Below are 18,550 nucleotides of genomic sequence, written 5' to 3'. Positions count from 1 at the left end.
ACGCTTTAATTCTTTAATACTTGAGCTTCCTTTTTTGAGCGCTTAATAGGCCCATTGTCACCTAACAAATACATTTTTCTGAAGTCTGTTCCTTCTTCTTTTTCTCCTACAATAATTCTAGCATCTGGATGTGGATTATCAATTAGTGCGGATATCACAAATCCTGAATATTCACGTTGTAAAAAAATAGTAGTTTTTTTAAAAGTTTCGCCACCATTAAAACTATCCCATCTACTTATCTCTCCTACATCGTCGCTGGTTTTACTTTCTAAATAAATACTAACTTCTGTTGCTGATTTCACCTCCAAATCACCATCACCTCTCGGAAGATTAGCCGTTTCACCTTGTACCCAACTCTGTCCGTCCCATCTAAAATGTTGCAAGCGTTTAGGTCCGCTTCTTCTTTCTCCTACATCTGGACCAACTAATATAGCAACATGCGGATTTCCGTCTGGATCTAAGTCAGTGATGCCTTGAAAGGTCCAGTCATTAGGTATATTTCTAACTAATGCTTTTTCATCAGCCATTTCTTTAGTTAACGGCATTTCTATAGTTTCATTCTTTACATTTTTCCATTGTCCTTTCTTAGTGCCAAAAACCATATAATACACATTATGTCGTTCTGGTATGTGTCCTCGTGCGTCTTGAGCGTTTTTATTATCTCTGCAAATGTGGTAATCAAATGCTACAATGATATCATCACCATTACCTCTACTCACCCATGGATACCAGGAATCTTCTGCTTCAATATTAGTTCTACGTTTATGTTTTAAAAAAGAAACTGGCTCGCTAAAAGTCACACCATTATCTGTTGATTTCTGGTAAACCCAATCACTTCTATGCGCTCCATGACGATAAAACAAATACATATCTCCATTATCCATTTTTATAAACTGACTGTAAGTCCCAAACAAGGATACATTATCCAGCGTTTCCCAGTCAGATATATCTAAAGGCTTTTTAGAAACCGCATGTAAGTTTTTACCATAACTATAGTTTCCTAGTGTATTTTCTCCATGATGACGCATACCGCCATGACCACCAAATGCAATATGCAAATAGCCTGCATCATCGATAAGCAATGCTGGTTTACCATGATTGTCTATTTTTTTCTTGCGGTTTGGGTCTTTTCCCATTTCACTCACACCTGCTTTAAATGGACCTTTCCATTCCTTAGTTTCATGATTATAGGATGCCACATAAGGGTCTTCTAGCGGTCCTTGATAAGCCACATAAGTCACACCTTTGTGATACACTCCTGCTGGATGTTGCACTAGCGCTACTGCATTACCAAAACCATTGTCTGCAAAATAATCTACGGATACGTCATTTTTTTCAGTTTGTGGCGTTGTTTTTTTGTTGGTATTACATCCCAAAAAGATGAAGCAAATACATATGGCAACAACTAATAACTTATTCATTATAAATCTAGATTTATTTTTTTAAAAATTCTAATTTCCACAGGACCTAACATCCCTGACGTTAATAAGGCATCTTCTTTTTGATAATGATTCCATGATGGAAACGTAGAACGTTTTGATGGACGCACTGTATTTTGTAATAACCAATCTGGTAATGTTTTCATTCTATCGTCTTTGCGCTCAATATCTAACGGTAATTTTTCATCGCCAATTAATCGGTTTGGCCAAAGGTTAGTGACTTTAACTTCGAGTGTATTTTTACCTTTCATTACAAAATCATCAATACCTATTCTAAAAGGTGCTTTCCATAACGTCGCAGTGCTTTCACCATTAATAATAACCTCTGCAATTACGGCTACACTTCCTAAATCTAATTCCAATCGCTTATCGGATTGAAGCAAATCTTCGGATAACACAAATTCTTTTTTATAAGTTGCTGTTCCTGAAAAATGTTGAATATTCTCATTCTTATGGTCAGACCAAGATATTAATTTGTCAAACTTTACTCTTTCAGGCACCTCTGAGTTTATTGGAAATATCACCTCCCAAGAATTTGATAAATCAATGGGTTCTGGTATTGATTTTACTTCAGCACTTTTAGTTTCACCAGATACAGAAGTATATTCTATTTTACCTGTATTAGGTGTTATCCAGTTAATTTTATCAGCGATATATACGAGTTCTGGTTTAGTATCGATTTTTGATAGATTTAAAACTTGCCCTTCTGGAATAAAGATTGTACGTTCTTCTCCATCTGTAGAATAGATTATTTTTAAAGTGGTTTTATTTCCTTTAATTTCTCGATTATCAGTTAACTGACTAGTTACCGGAATATTCAATTTTCCAGAAGCTACTAAAACCTTAATTCCTTCAGTAATATCATAGGTTTCATAGTTTTTAGGGATGCCTTTAGTTTCAGCCTTAAATTTTCCAAACACGGCTTTTAAAACTCGTAATTCTTTATCACCAGCATCAATAGCAATATGCTCTCGTTCTTCGGCATAAATTTGATGAATAGATTCCCCTATTTGATATTCCATTCTGAATTCTTTTTTGTAACCCATCGCCGGGTCGCAATCACAAAACGCGCGAGACATTTTAAAATCTAATACGCCATTATTAATAGCGTCATTGACTTTATCTGTGATATCAATTAAGCCCTCTTGCAAAAACGTACCATATTCAGCTTTTACAATGTTTAGGTTAGACAATGGTTCTGCTTTTGGTTGGTCTAGTTCCATTTTAACATCTACTAAATGGTTCGCATTGATAGGCTTTTTAAAGACCATAAAAACAGATGCTTCCATACCTAATTGCAACGGTACTGTTGTTGTACCGTCTTCATTTGCTTTAAAGACCACCACATCTTTTATTTTACCTGTTTCTGAATTCCAGATTTCGGGTTGTTTTCCAGCAACTCGAAAACGTGCTACAATGTCTCTAGCTTCTTTTCTAGAATTCGCTATAAAATAGATATCTGCATCACTTGTTTTGCGATGAATAAAACTAAGGTCTGTTTTGTCATCACTTTCTATCTTAAAGTCAGGTATGTTTTTGATTAAAACGTCTTCAAGAGGATTATCTTTTATCAAACCTGTTTCCCATAATTCATCAACGTAGGTTTTAACGGCGTCATCGCAATTTGGATAATCGGTTAAACTTGGCGATTGCGATGGTTGTTTGCCAATCACAGTTGCGCCACCATCAACCAATTCTTTTATTTTTTGTAGTGTTTCTGGTTTCACAAAATCAGAATTTGGTAATACCAAGACCTTATAAGTATTGCCAACAGATGAGTAAATGGTTCCGTTTTTAACGGTTAGGTCTTTTAATTTATTGGCTCCAATCAAATCATAATCAAAACCCATAGCTTTAATTTCAGGTTTTATAAATCCAATATTTGGTGAAGATTCTCCTGTAAACACTAAAACGTCTGCTACATTTTCACCTTGTTGCAGCAAGTACTGCGAACGTGCGAGATAATCCATATAGGGCTTGCTTTGCGACCACCACGTATTTAAACGGTTAAAATCAAAACCGTGATAACTTAAAGCTAAACCTGGTGCTACATCCCAAGGTTGGTGCACATAGGTGTGAAAAATAAAACGAGTAATGCCTTCTGACCAAGCGCGGTCTCCAATGGATTTTATGTTTGCTGGATGTTTGTCCCAACCTCCAATTCCGGTAAACGATTCTGCACCAACAATTGAACTTCCGTTTAAATGCGCTATGGAAGACACAAACTTAGGCGAATCAAAAAACGGATAACCACCACTCCAAAACTCACACATCACAATATCTCCTGTGGCTCCAACTTGCATATTATCAAAAGGGCCCCAATACGGTTCTACTGAAAATTTCATTCCGTTGTTGTGGCATAAATCTCTAAAATGCGCATAATAATTTTCGGCAATTAAATCGCCAATGGTTCTTCTAAAATCCCAAAGAAAACGTTCTGAAATTTCTCCATTTTCAATATAATAACCTGCTAAGGTTGGTAAATACGATGTTAAATCGTAACCTCGTAACGCTTCAAATTGCGTGTCAAAACCAGCAGTCCAGTTCGTCGTTTCTACTTCGTAGCTATCAATTAAACAATTGTTGACCGTCGTTCCTATTAAATTTCCTAGTTTATCAATAATAGGTTGAATACCACCTTTCCAGTAAGCATCAACTGCCCTTTTGCTCATTTTATCCACTTCTAAGCCTTTGGCTTCTGGTGGTGCTGGTCTGTTCGTTGTTCCAATTGGTGTGTGCCCTAATCGTAATACAATCCATTCGCCTTTTGGTACATCCCAATCTAAAATGCCTTCTTTAGAAACTTTATCTGTTAAATTGATAATGCTTTGTTTTGAAATAATGGAAGCTTCTGGAATGTCTTTCGTGTCTGGTAATAAATGATTTCGAACACGTTCAGATAGTATTTTATAGTCTAAACCATCTATCTTTTTAGTTGCTATTGGTTTCGGAAATGCCAAAACCGCAATGTCTTTGTAATAATTGAATTTCGTTTCAGGTTTTGGTAATTGCTCTTTAAATGCTTTATCACCTTCAACTGTAAGTTCACTAAAAACAACGGTTTGCATCGCATTTTCTTCTGTTACCCAAGGACCTCCTGAGGAAGACCAACCAGCACTATTGTGAAATGCTAATTCTAAATCTAAGCGCTTGGCTTCTTCAGCAGAAAATTTGAATAAGTCTAACCATTCTTCGCTTAAATATTTTACAGGCCCTTTTGGAAATCCTAAATGCACATTAAACAATTGCGCTTCTTGAATGCCAACAGATTTCATCGCTTCCAAATCTTTTGTGATTCCAGATTTAGATACGTTACCACTTATCCAATGCCACCAGGTTCTTGCTTTTGCTTCGTTTGGCGGGTTTTTGAAACCTGCTTCCAAATCTGCTGAATGCTTTTCTGTTTGAGCAGGTTGATTGCAACACAAACACGAAAAAAGTAAAACTATGAGGCTTATCTTTTTCATTAAATACTATTCAACAATTTAATCTTTATTGCAACTAAACATTAATAATATAAAATTTAATAGTAGTAAAATCCCCATTCCCATTAATACATTTATCATATCAACTATTTTTGAATCTTTTAATTAATCTATAAATAACTCATCTATATATGGACCACTTTCCCCAGTGGTTTCTAACTTAATATTGTTTGCTCCAGCCTTTAATGTGATTATTGTAGGCACGAATTTCCATTCTTTTTCCCAACCGTCTGTTGCTTTAAACTCTAGCGTCCTGATATACTCATCATTTACATACAATTTCATTGGGTGCAATTCGCCTATGTTATTATGCATATATCTAAAACGAATACTATAATCTCCTGCTTCGCCGTCATTTTCTTGATACCACGTTATCGACCCTTCACCACCATCAAATCTTACAAATCCACTACCTTTATAGCGACGCGCATCTGAACTTGCTTTGGCCTTACCACTAAGAATACCTTCCTCTGCAGAAATATTTACACCTCTACCAATCCACATATCTTTAGAATGTTCATCTCCCCAAAATAAACCTTCGTTTTTACCAAAAGTTTCATTCATTTTTAAAACGACTTTACCGTTTTGTTTTACAATGGCTTTTACGGTTGTATTATCTGAAATTTCGAAAGCTCCTTTGTAAATTATGCCTTTGGTTTCAGGATTATCTCCATTTGTAGTATATAAAACTTCTAAATCTGAAGATGGGTTATAATCCAAAATTGAGATTTGTTTTGTGTCAATTGTAATTGTTTTTGAAGTGTATAATGCTTTATCACCTAAAATTGATGCAGTTATGATTGAAGCCTGTTTTGCATTGGGTAGTTCTCTTAAAAACAATCGCGTTTTCCCAAAAAACAAAGCTCTAAAATCTGATTTTGTTCTACTTGTTGGGTCAATAGGATTTCCGTTTTCCATAGAAATTTTCTTGACATCGCCATCAATGTAATAGTAGATTTTGTTTTCGCCGTAAGGGTATAGATTATCATTTTCATCTTTGCTTTCTGAGGTGATGATATAACTTGTGGTAAAACTATCTTCAGCATCTAATTTTTGAATGCTTGTTTTTAATTGTGACGGTTGTTTACTGGTAGAAAAGGATGTTCTTTTTACTTCTTTCCCATCGACATAAGCGATCGCTTCTAGTTTTCCTTCTTCATAAGGCACCATCCACTCGCATTGCATTTCATTCCAGATGGTTCCTGGTTTGTCTTTTCCTAAAGATTTCCCGTTTAAAAATAATTCTACTTCATCTGCATTAGAATAGACCCAAACTGGAATCACCGTTCCTTTTTCCATTCTTGGATGCGTCCAATGTGGTAACATGTGTAGCATTGAATCTTTAGTCCATTGACTCTGGTAGAAATAGAATAAATCTTTTTTGAATCCTGCGACGTCTAAAGAACCTCCCATAAATAAGTTGAAAGGCAAACCTCCATGAACCAAACCTGCTTCACCGTAATAATCGAAACCTGTCCATCGAAAATGACCACTATGCCAAGGATTATCGCGCATCACTTCCCAATATTTTCTGGCAGACACTCTTACTGTGGCGTTATCATAAGACGAATTGAAACTTTGCTTTCGGTTTCTCCAGTTTTTAGGATTGATTCCTTCGTAGAAGAAAATCTCTTTTTCTGTTAAATCAGGCAACTCGTAAGTACCTGGTAATTCATTATCTCTCCACCAAGTTTGTGTTCTGTAATAGCCTCTGGTTTGCCAAGTATGTGGTGCTTCAGTTGAAATAAACGGTTTATCAAAACGTCTGTTTTCTATAAACGATTGTGTCTCCGAACCACCATTAACACCAGTAATATCCATATCTTCTGGATTGCCAGCACCAGAAGTAAATAATCGTGTTGAGTCTAAACTTTTACCGAATTTTACCAATTCTGGTGCCACATCGCTATGGGTTTCATTACCTAAACTCCAGACGAAAATGCTTGGGTGGTTTCTGTCTCTAGTAATCCATTCTTTTACATCGCGTTGCCACCATTCATCAAAAGCTTGTTTGCCGTAATCTTGTGGTGCTTTTTTATGCCAGCCATCAAAAATTTCATCCATGACCAATAATCCGATTTCATCACAGATATCATAAAACATGGGTGGTGTTGGATTATGTGACGGACGAATGGCATTGATGCCCATGTCTTTTAGTGATTGTAATTTCCAACGTAAAATCGGTTTTGTCCAAGCACCTCCAACAGGTCCACCTTCCCAATGTTCACAAACGCCTTTTAGTTTTACATTATCACCATTTAACCAAAATCCTGTTTCTGTTTTCCATTCTACCGTTTTAAAACCAAAGGTGGTTTCTATTTCATCGATTACTTTCTTACCGTCTAAAATTTGCGTGACCGCTTTGTACAAATTAGGACGTTCAGGACTCCATAATTTAGGATTTTCAACTTCTAACTGAACTGTTGATTGTGACTTCTTTAATTTTACACGCTTTGAATCCTGCAGTTTTCCATCTGAGGAAAATAGCTTCACATCGTACTTTAAGCCTTTGGTTTTACCTTTAAATTCAGCATCAATAGTAACAGTCCCTTTATTCGTTTGAATAGAAGGTGTTTTTATAAAAATACTATTGGGTTTAAAATGCGTTGGGTTAACCTCTATTAATTTTACTTGCGCATAAATACCACAAGGATGATACCAGCGCGCGGAAGGCTCTAAACTGTTATCTACTCTAACCGCAATTGTGTTATTACCTACTTTTAAATATTTTGAAATATCATATCGAAAACTGATGTAGCCGTAAGGTCTTTTTGCGATATAAATACCATTTACCCAAACCTCGCTGTTCATATACACACCATCAAAGTTGATGTAGTTAATGTTTGAAAGGCTTTCTTTTTTAATGTTGAATTGTTTACGGTACCAACCAATACCACCATCGTGATAACCACCTCCTTGACCTTGATCTCCACCTTTACGTACTCCTTTTTCGAATGACCAATCGTGTGGCACGTTTAAAGTTGTCCAAGAGGTATCGTTAAAGTTTTCTTTTGAAAAATTAGGGTTATCCTCTAGAATGAAAGACCAATCATTATTGAAATTAGTAACGGAACGTTGAGTATAAACAAGGTTTATACTAATAACTAAAAATAGAATTAGTAGCGATTTTTTCATGCTGATTTAGTTGATCTCAACGAGACAACCAAACTTAAATTTAAAAATCGTAAGTATTATCCTGTAGTGTTATGCTTTAAACATGCCCTATCTTCTGGGCTGATCATTTTGTAAAAACGGTTTATTTCTTGGAAATTGTACTTCTAAAAGTTGTCGCATTCTGTCTTCTACTTTTTTGTACTTCTTTTGTCCTGAGAGGTTTGTGTAAGACAACAAACTGTTTTTATGCTCGTAGAGTTCTACTCCCAAAATTTCGTGCGTGGTAGAATTACGCCATTCTGTATATCGCCATTGACCATCTGTTGTGGTAACACCCATTATCTTTTTCCCTCTTGCATATACACTATAAGCAGCAGCATCCCATTTTGTTTTTGGATTGTTTAGTACAGCTAATATGCTTTTTCCATCTGATACTGGTGCCGATTTCAGATCGCAAATATCAACAAGGGTTTGATATATATCTACATTTTCTACTAAGGCATCTGACGTTTTATTTGTAACGCGATTTTTATATGCTGTTTCTCTACTTATAATTAAAGGCACTCTTGTATCGATTTCTAAATTAGATTGTTTGCACCATAAGGCATATTCTCCAATTTTATAACCATGGTCACTCATAAAAATAATCATGGTGTTTTTTCTTAAATCTAAATCCTCTAATGTTGCCATCACTTTACCAACTTGTGCATCAATATAACTAACCGAGGCATGATAGCCATGAATAAGGTCTCGCGTTAAATCATCATTTAAATCTCCCTCTTTCGGAATATTTGAATAGCTTTTTAATTCCCCCCATTTTGGTAATGCCAATCTGTAAGCACCTTCTGGTTTTTGTCTTGATGGAATTTTAAAATCATTCTTATCGTATAAATCCCAATATTTTTTTGGTGCATTATATGGTAAATGTGGTTTACTTAAACCCACAAACATTACAAATTTATCGTCCTTAACCCTATGCAAGGTTTCTATAGCATAATTAGCTGCGCGTCCGTCTTTATAGCCTTCATCTGGCACATCAGCATTTTCAAAAGCAGGTCCTTTTAATGGTTTAACACCTTCTTCTTTTAGGCGTTTCATTAATGTTATATTTTCGGGCTTTAAATACGTATTTTTTTCTTTTTCAAAATAAGTAGACCATACGCTTTTATCATCTCTACCGTGGTGATACACCTTACCAATACTAATTGTTTTGTAGCCGTTTTTATTAAACAACTGTGGTAAAGACACCACCTCTTTATGTACACTTCTCAATGGTGTAAAAATGCTATAAATGCCTAAAGTTTCTGGACGTAAACCTGTCAACGTACTCATTCTAGAAGGCGCACAAATGGCTTGCTGCACATAGGCTTTATTAAACATTACACCATCTTTTGCTAATTCATCGATATGCGGTGTTATTGCAGTTTCACTGCCATAGCAACCTAATTCTGCTCTTAAATCATCTATATAAAAAACCAGAACATTGGGTTGGCTGTCTTGTGCCCTACTACTTAAAAAACAAAAAGCAGTAAAAAGTAGTGCTATAACTTTATTCATTAGGTTCTATTTTAATGTTTTATTGATTTAATTATAATGGCTTTGGTGATTGCACTACACCTTTTCCATCCTTCCAACTCCACCAATCAATGGCTCTGCGTTTTTTATCAAACACATAATTCCATTTTTTCATATAGTAATCTCTTGGCCTTACCTCATCGTCTATATTTTGAAGTTGCTGCTTTAGTTTAGTGTCTAAATCTTCTTGAACGTCTTTCAATTCTGATTTTCCCAGTAAGTTGTTTTGTTGAAATGGATCTTTGATATTATCATAAAACATACTTGGTCCATCAGGTGTTAACGCGTAGGTATATTGTTTTGTTCTTATGGCTCTGTATGAAGGATCTTTGAAATTTGCTCCAAAGGGTGCAACATTCATTATTAAGGCTACTCTATCTGCATTAGGATCTGGATTTTTTATTAATTCTGATAGATCTTCGCCTTCTATGTCTTTAGGGATTTCCATATTAGTCAACCCTAATAGTGATGGTAAAATATCTGGTGTGGTTAGTGGTGCATTTACAACTTTACCTTTATGCTTTCCAATAGTTGGGTAACTTATTAAAAACGGAACTCGTGCTGCCTCATCCCAAGCGAGTTGCTTAACGAATGGTTTTACACCATGCGCTCCCATCATTTCTCCATGATCTGATGAAAATACAATAATCGTATTATCTGATAATTTCAGTTCTTTTATCTTCGCCAACAAACTTCCTATAGCTTCATCCGTAGCTGTGGCATGCGCATAATAGCCTTGTAATTCTTTACGACTTCGTTTCATAAATTCTTCTGAAATATTAGGATTTAAGGTCAATGCTTCTGGTGGATACATGGCTTTATATTTCTTCGGTGCGCTTCCATGAGGATAATGTGGTGTTGCAATAGAAACTACTGCTAAAAATGGTTCTTTATCATTGGCATGTTCTTCTAAATACTGATTTGCATCTTTTACAATGGCGAATGGTGAATACTCCTCCCAATGTTTCAGCTCTGGATTATCATTATCATAATACGGCATTTTAGTGTAGTTATGAGAACATTCTAAAGCTTTCCAATATTCAAAACCTTGACGCCTTTCTTTTGGAATATAAGTCGATCTTCCATGTCCATCTAAATGCCATTTTCCCCAATATGCTGTATTATAGCCTTCCGCTTTAAATAATTCTGCCATGGTCACCTCTTCTGCAGGAAAATGAATATCATTTAAAAACATACCTGTCGTGGTTGGAAATTTACCAGTTAACAAAGCTGCTCTATGTGGTGTACACACTGGTGTTACTGAAACGGCATTCGTAAAGTTTATAGATGCTTTGGCAAACGCATCTAGGTTTGGTGTTTTTACATCTGGATTTCCGGCATAACCCAATGCAGATCCTCTCCATTGGTCTGTAAGGATGTAAACAATATTTGGTTTTTTAGAGGTTTCAGCAGCATTCGACGCTTTATCGTCTTTTTTTTCGTTCGATTTACAACCTATCAATAAACAAAGTCCTAAGACTAGAATTATTGTTTTTTTCATATCGTTTAATTTATTTAATCAATAATTTCAAAACCTATTTTTCTATATAATTCAGTAAGATACTTTTAACATCAGCTACTGTACCCTGTTTTAATCCATCGTTAACATTGGCTCCTGTAATCCAATACAAAATCATGCCTGCATCAGAGCAATCCCATTTTCCTTTTTGAAATTTAACCACATCATCAACCTCAGCCAGTTTACCATACGTCCAAACTTGTTGGACTCTCGGGTCTTTATGGTCTCTTGCCCAATCCCATTCAGCAATATTGACTTTAAGTTTAATATTTTGATCTGGAATGCGCACTTCTTCTACACCGAAATCCAGTATCTGTTGCCATGTATAAAAATCACCTGCATCATCATTTGCCGGATGGTGTGTCACGACTTTTACAAATTTATGTTTGTCTTTTGAACTCGCTTTGAGTGCAAAACCAATAATATCTGGCTCGCCTGCTTCTATAATCCATAAAGGGTCATTAGCTGTTGATGCATTAATGGCTTTGGCCAAATCTTTAATGGTCTCATCCATATCCCATTTGGCATCTAAAAATTTAAGGGTGTCAAATCCGCCCCAACGTCTTGCTGTAACATCACAAACACTTTGCATAAGGGCGTGTCTTTCAATTTCAGCTTTTTCAGAAATTCTGTTAACACGAATTAAATCACAACTGTGAGAATAATGTACTAATTTATCTTCGAGTCCAGCTGCTCTTAACAAAGCTATAGACACTGCGGTTCCTCCTAAATCGTCTGGGTCTGGTGAATTACCATCAGCTACTACAACAATACGACCTAATGGTGGTTTAATTACTGGTGCTGCATTTTTTACCATATCTAGATTACTTTTAAAAGGTGTTTTTATAACGTTTTTGCCCTTACCAACAGGCGTGAAAATTATACCAGACCATCGTGCTCTTGCCCACTCTTTTCTGTCTGCACTACCTATTTTGGCACGTACGGTAATTTTATCGCCTTTTTTTAGTTTTACATTTTCCCAAAGTGCATTATTATTTTCACCTTCTTCAAAAACATCTTTTGATAATGGTGGCTTAAATGTGCCCAATTTTTTACCATTGATACGTATCGTAAATTCTGATTGCCCATCATTTTCACCAACAGCAGCAAAAACCAAGTCGTAGTTTCCGTTTTTGAAAGTAAATGCTGTGGTTGTTTCTGCTTCTTTTTGCTTGTTTGGATTAATACCAAGCCAATATCCGCCAGCATGTTTGTAAAATCCAGTACCTTTTATTGGGAAATCGTCAATAGGCAAAGTTTTATTATCAATATTTGAAGCTCCAACCTGTTTAAAATAAGACCTTAAAGGCCATAGTGTTGTAACTTTTAAACCTTCATCTTTTGGAACATACGTACTGTCTTTTGTTAGAATGAATTTATCAAACTCAAAACCATCTTCGCGCATACTAAATTGTATGTCGTGCGTACCTGCTTTATCTATATCTAAATAAATTTCTTTTGGCACACCGCAATGTTCTTCTTTAGTGCGTTGTTTACTTTCCCAAGTCCATTTGTTTTTTCCTTTGCACCATTGCATACGCTGTCCGTGTTCTGGCCATTTGCCATTTAACCCAACGTGTAAGCCATTATCTTCACTTCCTGTGCTAAAAGCACGTGCCCAAACATAGTACCGTCCTGGGTCATTAATTCTGACTTTATAATGTAGAATTCCTAATTCACCAGCTTTATTAGAGAAATTTTCGCCTTTAACCAAGGTATCGGAATGCGTCACTCTGGTATCTGGTAATATTTCAACATAAGTTTTATTACTAGCATCTTTATGATGTGGTATGTCTTCATCTTGTCCAACTTTTGCTATTGCATTTTTTGCTGTGATATACCATTGTCTCACAACAGACTTACTTTGTTTATAGAAATATTCAGCTTCAACAGCGACCATACCATTATTTTCCATGAATGTCACTTTATCATCTAAAATTGGTGCATTTAAAGCTGTGGTCTGTGCTGTTAAATTCAAATTGAATATCATACACAGTAGTATGACTCGTTTTATATTCATGCTTTAAAATTATTTAATTTTTGATTGAAACGTGTATTCACCAGGCTGCACTTTTAACTCGAATACATCTTTTGTTGTATTTACTAATTTCACATTGTCGGTATCAGAAAATACATTTTCATCTAATAGTAATTCACTTTTAGTATTTGCAGGCACTATAACTACCGCAGAAGTATTTGGTGGCACACTAATATTCAGTTGAAATGTTTCACCGTTAATTTCCCAAGTACTAGATACTTTGCCGTAAGGTGTATGTAATGAAGCTGAAGCGGAATTAAGCGGTTGCCTAACTTGTGGTGCGATTTCTATGACTTTATATCCTGCTTCTAATGGTGCTATTCCACCTATGCGCTCATACATCCATTCTCCAATGGCGCCATAAGCATAGTGGTTTAAGCTATTCATGCTCATAGGATTATAGCCCTCTGTTTTACTGTAACTATTCCAACGTTCCCAAATGGTTGTAGCCCCTTGATTAATGGAATAAAACCAAGATGGATAGGTTTCGTTAAACAATAACTTATAGACTAAATCTACTTCGCCCATGTCATCTAAAACTCGCGATAACAATGGTGTTCCTAAAAAGCCTGTTCTTAAATGATAGTCGGCATCTTTAAGTTTTTGTAATAAATTAGCCTGGGCATTTTTGATTTTTGATTCTGGTAGTAAATCGAATGCTAATGCTAACAAATAAGAGGTTTGCGTTTCAGTTACACCTTTTACTTTTCCTGTTTCATCAAAAAACTTATCATCAAATGCACTAGCAACTGTTTTGTAAAGCGCTTGGTATTTAGCCTGTTCCTGTGTTTTACCAAGAACTTCGGCAGCCTGTGCTGTTAATTTAGCAGAGTGAGCAAAAAAAGCGGTTCCAATTAAATTCCTCGATGTGTCACCTCTATTGTCCCCATTTTCAGGATAAGGTTGCAACCAATCTGAAAAGGACATCATATTAGAGATATAGTTTTTTGATTTTTTTTGATGATAGCTTACCCATTGTTTCATCATTTCAAAATTATCTTCTAAAAATCCAACGTCTCCTGTTCTCATGTAAATTTTCCAAGGAATTATTGTTCCTACATCTCCCCAACCAGAACTGGCTATTTTGTTGCCACGAGAATCTGGAACTGTCCAAGGAATTGCTCCATCTTCGAGTTGTGCTTCACAAACACTTTGTAGCCAACTTGCCCAGAATTTATAAACATCAGCATTAAACATGGATGTTGGCCCAAAAACTTGAGCATCGCCTGTCCAACCTAATCGCTCATTACGCTGCGGACAGTCTGTTGGAATGTCTAAAAAGTTGCCTCTCAATCCCCAAATAATATTGCTTTGTAATTGATTCAATTTCTCATTCGAAGACGTAAATGTGCCGTTATCATCAAAATCTGAATATTGTACAATACCAGTGACCCAATCTTTTGTTGGTTCTTTTGATCCATCAAAACCACTCAACTCTACATAACTAAACCCATGAAATGTAAATTTTGGCTTATATTCTATTTCGCCATCTTCAGCAGCAATATAATAGTCCGTAGAATGTGCGCTTCTATAGTTTTTAGTGTAGAAAGTTCCATCTGGTGATAACATTTCTGCAAATCTAATTTTGAGCGTATCGCCTTTTATCATTGGTACTTTTACCAGAGGTACACCGACCATATTTTGTTGCAAATTGAAAATTACGGCTCCATCTTTTTTAGTGATCTCTTTTGGCACTAATTTAATTTTGTCCTTTACAGCTGTATGTCGTTTTGGTTCAAGATTTACATTTTTATCAAGATTGGCTACTTCAACGCTAATCCAATCTTTATCATCAAAATTATTAGTGCTCCAATTAGGCATTTCTAAATTGGCATTATAGATTTCACCATCATAAATTTCGGCAAACCGAAGTGGTCCGTTGGTTGTGCCTTTCCAGCTTTCGTCAGAAATTATAGTTTTAATTGAACCATCTTTTAGTTGTAATTCTAACTGGCATAATACTTTTGGTGAAATGGAATTGTCCCAGAGTGTTGTGCCCCAAAGTAATCTGCCAGAATACCAACCAGAAGCCAACTCTACACCAATGGTATTTTGCCCTGACTCTATTAACTCTGTAACAGAGTAAGTCAACGTTTCTATTCTTTTATCATATGTTGTGAATCCCGGCGACATGACATCTTCGCTTACATTTTCACCATTAAGAGACACATCAAACACTCCTTTAGCCGTAATGTAGAGTCTTGCCGACGCAACATCATTAGACAATTCAAATCCTTTTCTTAAATATTGTGGTTTGTGAATAATTACATTCTCCTTTCCACGAATACTATCTTTAGCGGTATCTAAACCTACCCACTTAGCTTTCCAATCGGTATTATTTAGTAAGCCTAATTCAAACTGATTGATAGCACTCCATTCTGAAGCGTCTCCATCTTGATTCCAATATTTTACTTGCCAAAATACGTTTTGGCGCGATTGTAAAGCTTCTCCACCATATTTTATCCATGCAGACTGCCCTGATTCTTGTTTTTTAGAATCCCATAAGTCGGCATTATCTGGTAATAAATCTTCCTTAGATGCCACTACAATTTGATACGCAGACTGGCTTTTATTATTCTCGGTAACTGGTAATTTCCACGAAAATGTCGGCGTTCCATCATAAAACCCTAATGGATTTGTAAAACCCTCAGAAATCGTTAATTTTTGAGGTTTTTGCAATACACCTTGTTCTTTGCAAGCAGTGACATTTATAAATATAAATGTGCTTAAAGCGAATAGTAAATATTTAAAATTTGAATTTTTAAACATGGTTTAGAGTTTCGTTTGAAAATTTTCAGGATGTTCTAAAATGCAATATTTCCTCAAAAAAACTATCCTGTACTGTCTCGATTTTACAAACATCAAATAAAAAAAGCTAGACATCCGAAAATCTCTAGCTTATGTTTAAAATAAATTATGCTTTATCTAATCATCAGTTTTGAATGGAAAACCCTTTGATTTTCATTAACAACTTTTATAAGATACAATCCCGATTTAAAACGTCCGTTATTCTTAATATCAATTCTATTAGAAGTCATGGTATCTTCATAAACTACTTTTCCAAGCATATTATAAATAATAACATTGGCGTTAGTCGTTGCATTCAGTAAGATTGTAAATTCATCCTTCGCTGGATTTGGAAAAATCTTTGCAGTAAAAGTATCGTCATCAAACTCTAATGTACTTAATGTGGTAGATTCTACTATCCATTTAGATCTGTCATCTGAGTTCCCAACATGTTCGATTATTCCATTGGAATTGTGATATATGTAATTTGAACCGTTTCGAGTTTCGAATTGATACGTACCATCACTACTGTTATAGATAACAGTAAACTGTTTATCAGAATCCTCTCTAGGTGCTCCAAAACCTGTATTAATTATATCATTTGGTGGATTACCTGCCGATCTTAAAATACCACGATCCGTCCTTTTACTTTCTATATTATAATAGTTACCCGCTTGTACAAACTCCCATTCTTTATCACCAAAAGCTATATTAATTCCATCGTTACTCTCAACAACATCTGCACCTACGGAATGCATATACTTACCAGTTACAAAATTCTTGATGCGATAAACATCACCTGTTAAATCGTTAGGGTCAAAAACTTGAATATTAACAGTGATTTCGTTTGAAGATACTGTCTCATTATTAGCATTATAAGCTATAGCTTGAATATCATAAGCTCCTTCCGTATCTGGAGTCCAATCTAAAGCATATGGCTCCGTAGTATCTTCTCCAAACAACACACCATTAAGCAAAAACTCTACTTTAGAAATACTTCCATTTTCATCAACAGCGTCTGCAGAAATAGGAATCGTTTCTCCTGTATTATAGGTTTCATCATTAAATGGCGAGGTTAGCGACACTCTAAATGGTTCTTGAACTATATCTAAATCAATGATTTGTAAATACAACGGTCTAGTATCATCCGAATATCCATTTTCCATTAAATAATAATACAATTTACCATCAGCAATATAAACTATACCGTGTCTAAATGTCCTGCCTGTTGTAGGCTGATATACAGTCGTAAAATTATTAGTTCCACCTACTGCTTTTTGTATACGAACACGTCCACTGCTTAAACCAATTAAAAATATATCATCACCAGACGTGTAAATGGCCTCTGCTCCCGAAAAATTCTCCGTAGTTATAAAATCGGTAGCACCTGCAGGTCTGTACGTGTGTAAATTCTTGGTCACATTAAATTCGTTATCCTTTACACGACTAATAATATGTTCATCACCGTTCTCGGTTACGGTCCAATCAAATCCTCCAACAATATAAACTTGATTTGTTTGCGTGGTTTGCACGTAATCTCCTGGCTCCATCAATTTTATCTCATCAGCGTTTCGTAACGGTAAGTTAAAACTTGTACCTTCATGGTTTTTCCAATTAGTCGCTCCACTTTGATCATCAGAATACGCATAATACAGACCATTCTGATATAGATACTTATCTGTATTATTTCGAGAGCGTCGTTGAAAACCGATTCTAATTTTTCCTCCGACATATTTTAATCTTCCATACATACCCCAATTATAGTCTTGACCATAATTACTGGCATTTTTATCTGCAAACTTTATAAAATCAGACCAAGTGGACGTAGCTGCATCATATTTTGCAAAGTGATAACCTCCATTTGAGCTCGAGCCCTTTCGCATAGAAAAGAACAAATCTCCTTGATTATTTAGGAAAAATTTTGGATAAGTAAACTCGGAAAACGCCCCATAATTTTCAACTCCGTTTAAACTTAAATGCTTATAACCACCATTCGCATTTTGTACAAATTTGTCTAAGGTGAATTCTGCATCAGAAACCGAGGCTGCATTTGCAATAGAATACGAATATCTGAAGTAATCATCACTTAAGCTTCCGTCAGAAGGTCTCGTATTAGTATAAGCATGCATATCAAAAAGCAGATGAATGGTTCCATCTAAAGGACTTACACCAATACCGATTGTATTATGAGATTCACCAATATACCATATATTGCGCCAACCCGTATGTTGGTGCGGAAACTCAATGGTAGCCATGGTTCCTGTAATGGTATTGTAACGCGTTAACATCATATGTCTATCAGCTTTACCTCCTCTATACCAAGTCATAAACACATATTCATTATATGTGGTTATACAATCTCCATGCGCCGAAATTTGTGGCCCAAATTTATAATCGTAACCTGTAGTTGAGTTTGGTGCTGATTCATCATTTACTTGTACACCATCAAAGTGTAAGGCTATATCTGTAATTTCAACTTCATTTTCTAGAACTACCTGAGCAGTAATAAAGAAAAAACCTAATCCAAAAAGTAGTGAAAAGTATATACCCTTTTGATTTCCATTACAGTAAGTCCTTTGCATAGTAATTAATG

General features: G+C 35.6%; 8 protein-coding genes. All 8 read right to left on the bottom strand.

Features of this window, described 5'->3' with window-relative positions; translation table 11 throughout:
* Positions 1-5: 5 nt before the first annotated feature.
* The 8 genes from SJY34_RS16415 to SJY34_RS16380 all read right to left on the bottom strand — a co-directional run bounded on the left by SJY34_RS16415 (position 6) and on the right by SJY34_RS16380 (position 18,539).
* Positions 6-1,421 (bottom strand): BNR-4 repeat-containing protein, encoded by a 1,416-nt coding sequence (locus SJY34_RS16415; RefSeq protein WP_400077546.1) that lies wholly within the window; start codon positions 1,419-1,421, stop codon positions 6-8.
* The gene (locus SJY34_RS16410; RefSeq protein ID WP_400077544.1) at positions 1,421-4,906 is read right to left on the bottom strand and encodes a glycosyl hydrolase; all 3,486 of its coding nucleotides are present in this window, start codon (positions 4,904-4,906) and stop codon (positions 1,421-1,423) included. Before SJY34_RS16410 ends, SJY34_RS16415 begins: the two co-directional genes overlap by 1 nt.
* Positions 4,907-5,029: 123 nt before the next feature.
* The gene (locus tag SJY34_RS16405; RefSeq protein WP_400077542.1) at positions 5,030-8,059 is read right to left on the bottom strand and encodes a glycoside hydrolase family 2 TIM barrel-domain containing protein; all 3,030 of its coding nucleotides are present in this window, start codon (positions 8,057-8,059) and stop codon (positions 5,030-5,032) included.
* A gap of 87 nt (positions 8,060-8,146) precedes the next feature.
* On the bottom strand, positions 8,147-9,595 hold the full coding sequence (locus SJY34_RS16400; protein WP_400077540.1) for a sulfatase: 1,449 nt from the start codon (positions 9,593-9,595) through the stop codon (positions 8,147-8,149).
* Positions 9,596-9,626: 31 nt separating this feature from the next.
* Complete coding sequence (locus SJY34_RS16395) at positions 9,627-11,114, bottom strand: sulfatase (RefSeq protein ID WP_400077538.1); 1,488 nt, start codon at positions 11,112-11,114, stop codon at positions 9,627-9,629.
* 34 nt (positions 11,115-11,148) lie between these two features.
* Positions 11,149-13,152: a hypothetical protein gene (locus SJY34_RS16390; RefSeq protein WP_400077536.1), complete on the bottom strand. Its 2,004-nt coding sequence runs from the start codon at positions 13,150-13,152 to the stop codon at positions 11,149-11,151.
* Between the two features lie 9 nt (positions 13,153-13,161).
* A complete protein-coding gene (locus SJY34_RS16385; RefSeq protein WP_400077534.1) occupies positions 13,162-15,939 on the bottom strand; it encodes a family 78 glycoside hydrolase catalytic domain in 2,778 nt (925 codons plus the stop codon).
* 152 nt (positions 15,940-16,091) lie between these two features.
* Positions 16,092-18,539 carry a BNR-4 repeat-containing protein gene (locus tag SJY34_RS16380; protein WP_400077532.1) on the bottom strand — a complete coding sequence of 816 codons (2,448 nt, stop codon included), beginning with the start codon at positions 18,537-18,539 and terminating at the stop codon, positions 16,092-16,094.
* Between the last annotated feature and the right edge of the window lie 11 nt (positions 18,540-18,550).

Source organism: Winogradskyella sp. R77965, from assembly GCF_044594915.1.
In the GTDB taxonomy this organism is placed as follows: domain Bacteria; phylum Bacteroidota; class Bacteroidia; order Flavobacteriales; family Flavobacteriaceae; genus Winogradskyella.
This window is presented reverse-complemented; position numbering and strand designations above follow the sequence as displayed.

Bases quoted from the DNA above. Each gene is read 5' to 3' on its own strand.
- SJY34_RS16415 (WP_400077546.1), bottom strand. From the start codon at position 1,421: ATGAATAAGTTATTAGTTGTTGCCATATGTATTTGCTTCATCTTTTTG.
- SJY34_RS16410 (WP_400077544.1), bottom strand. From the start codon at position 4,906: ATGAAAAAGATAAGCCTCATAGTTTTACTTTTTTCGTGTTTGTGTTGC.
- SJY34_RS16405 (WP_400077542.1), bottom strand. From the start codon at position 8,059: ATGAAAAAATCGCTACTAATTCTATTTTTAGTTATTAGTATAAACCTT.
- SJY34_RS16400 (WP_400077540.1), bottom strand. From the start codon at position 9,595: ATGAATAAAGTTATAGCACTACTTTTTACTGCTTTTTGTTTTTTAAGT.
- SJY34_RS16395 (WP_400077538.1), bottom strand. From the start codon at position 11,114: ATGAAAAAAACAATAATTCTAGTCTTAGGACTTTGTTTATTGATAGGT.
- SJY34_RS16390 (WP_400077536.1), bottom strand. From the start codon at position 13,152: ATGAATATAAAACGAGTCATACTACTGTGTATGATATTCAATTTGAAT.
- SJY34_RS16385 (WP_400077534.1), bottom strand. From the start codon at position 15,939: ATGTTTAAAAATTCAAATTTTAAATATTTACTATTCGCTTTAAGCACA.
- SJY34_RS16380 (WP_400077532.1), bottom strand. From the start codon at position 18,539: ATGCAAAGGACTTACTGTAATGGAAATCAAAAGGGTATATACTTTTCA.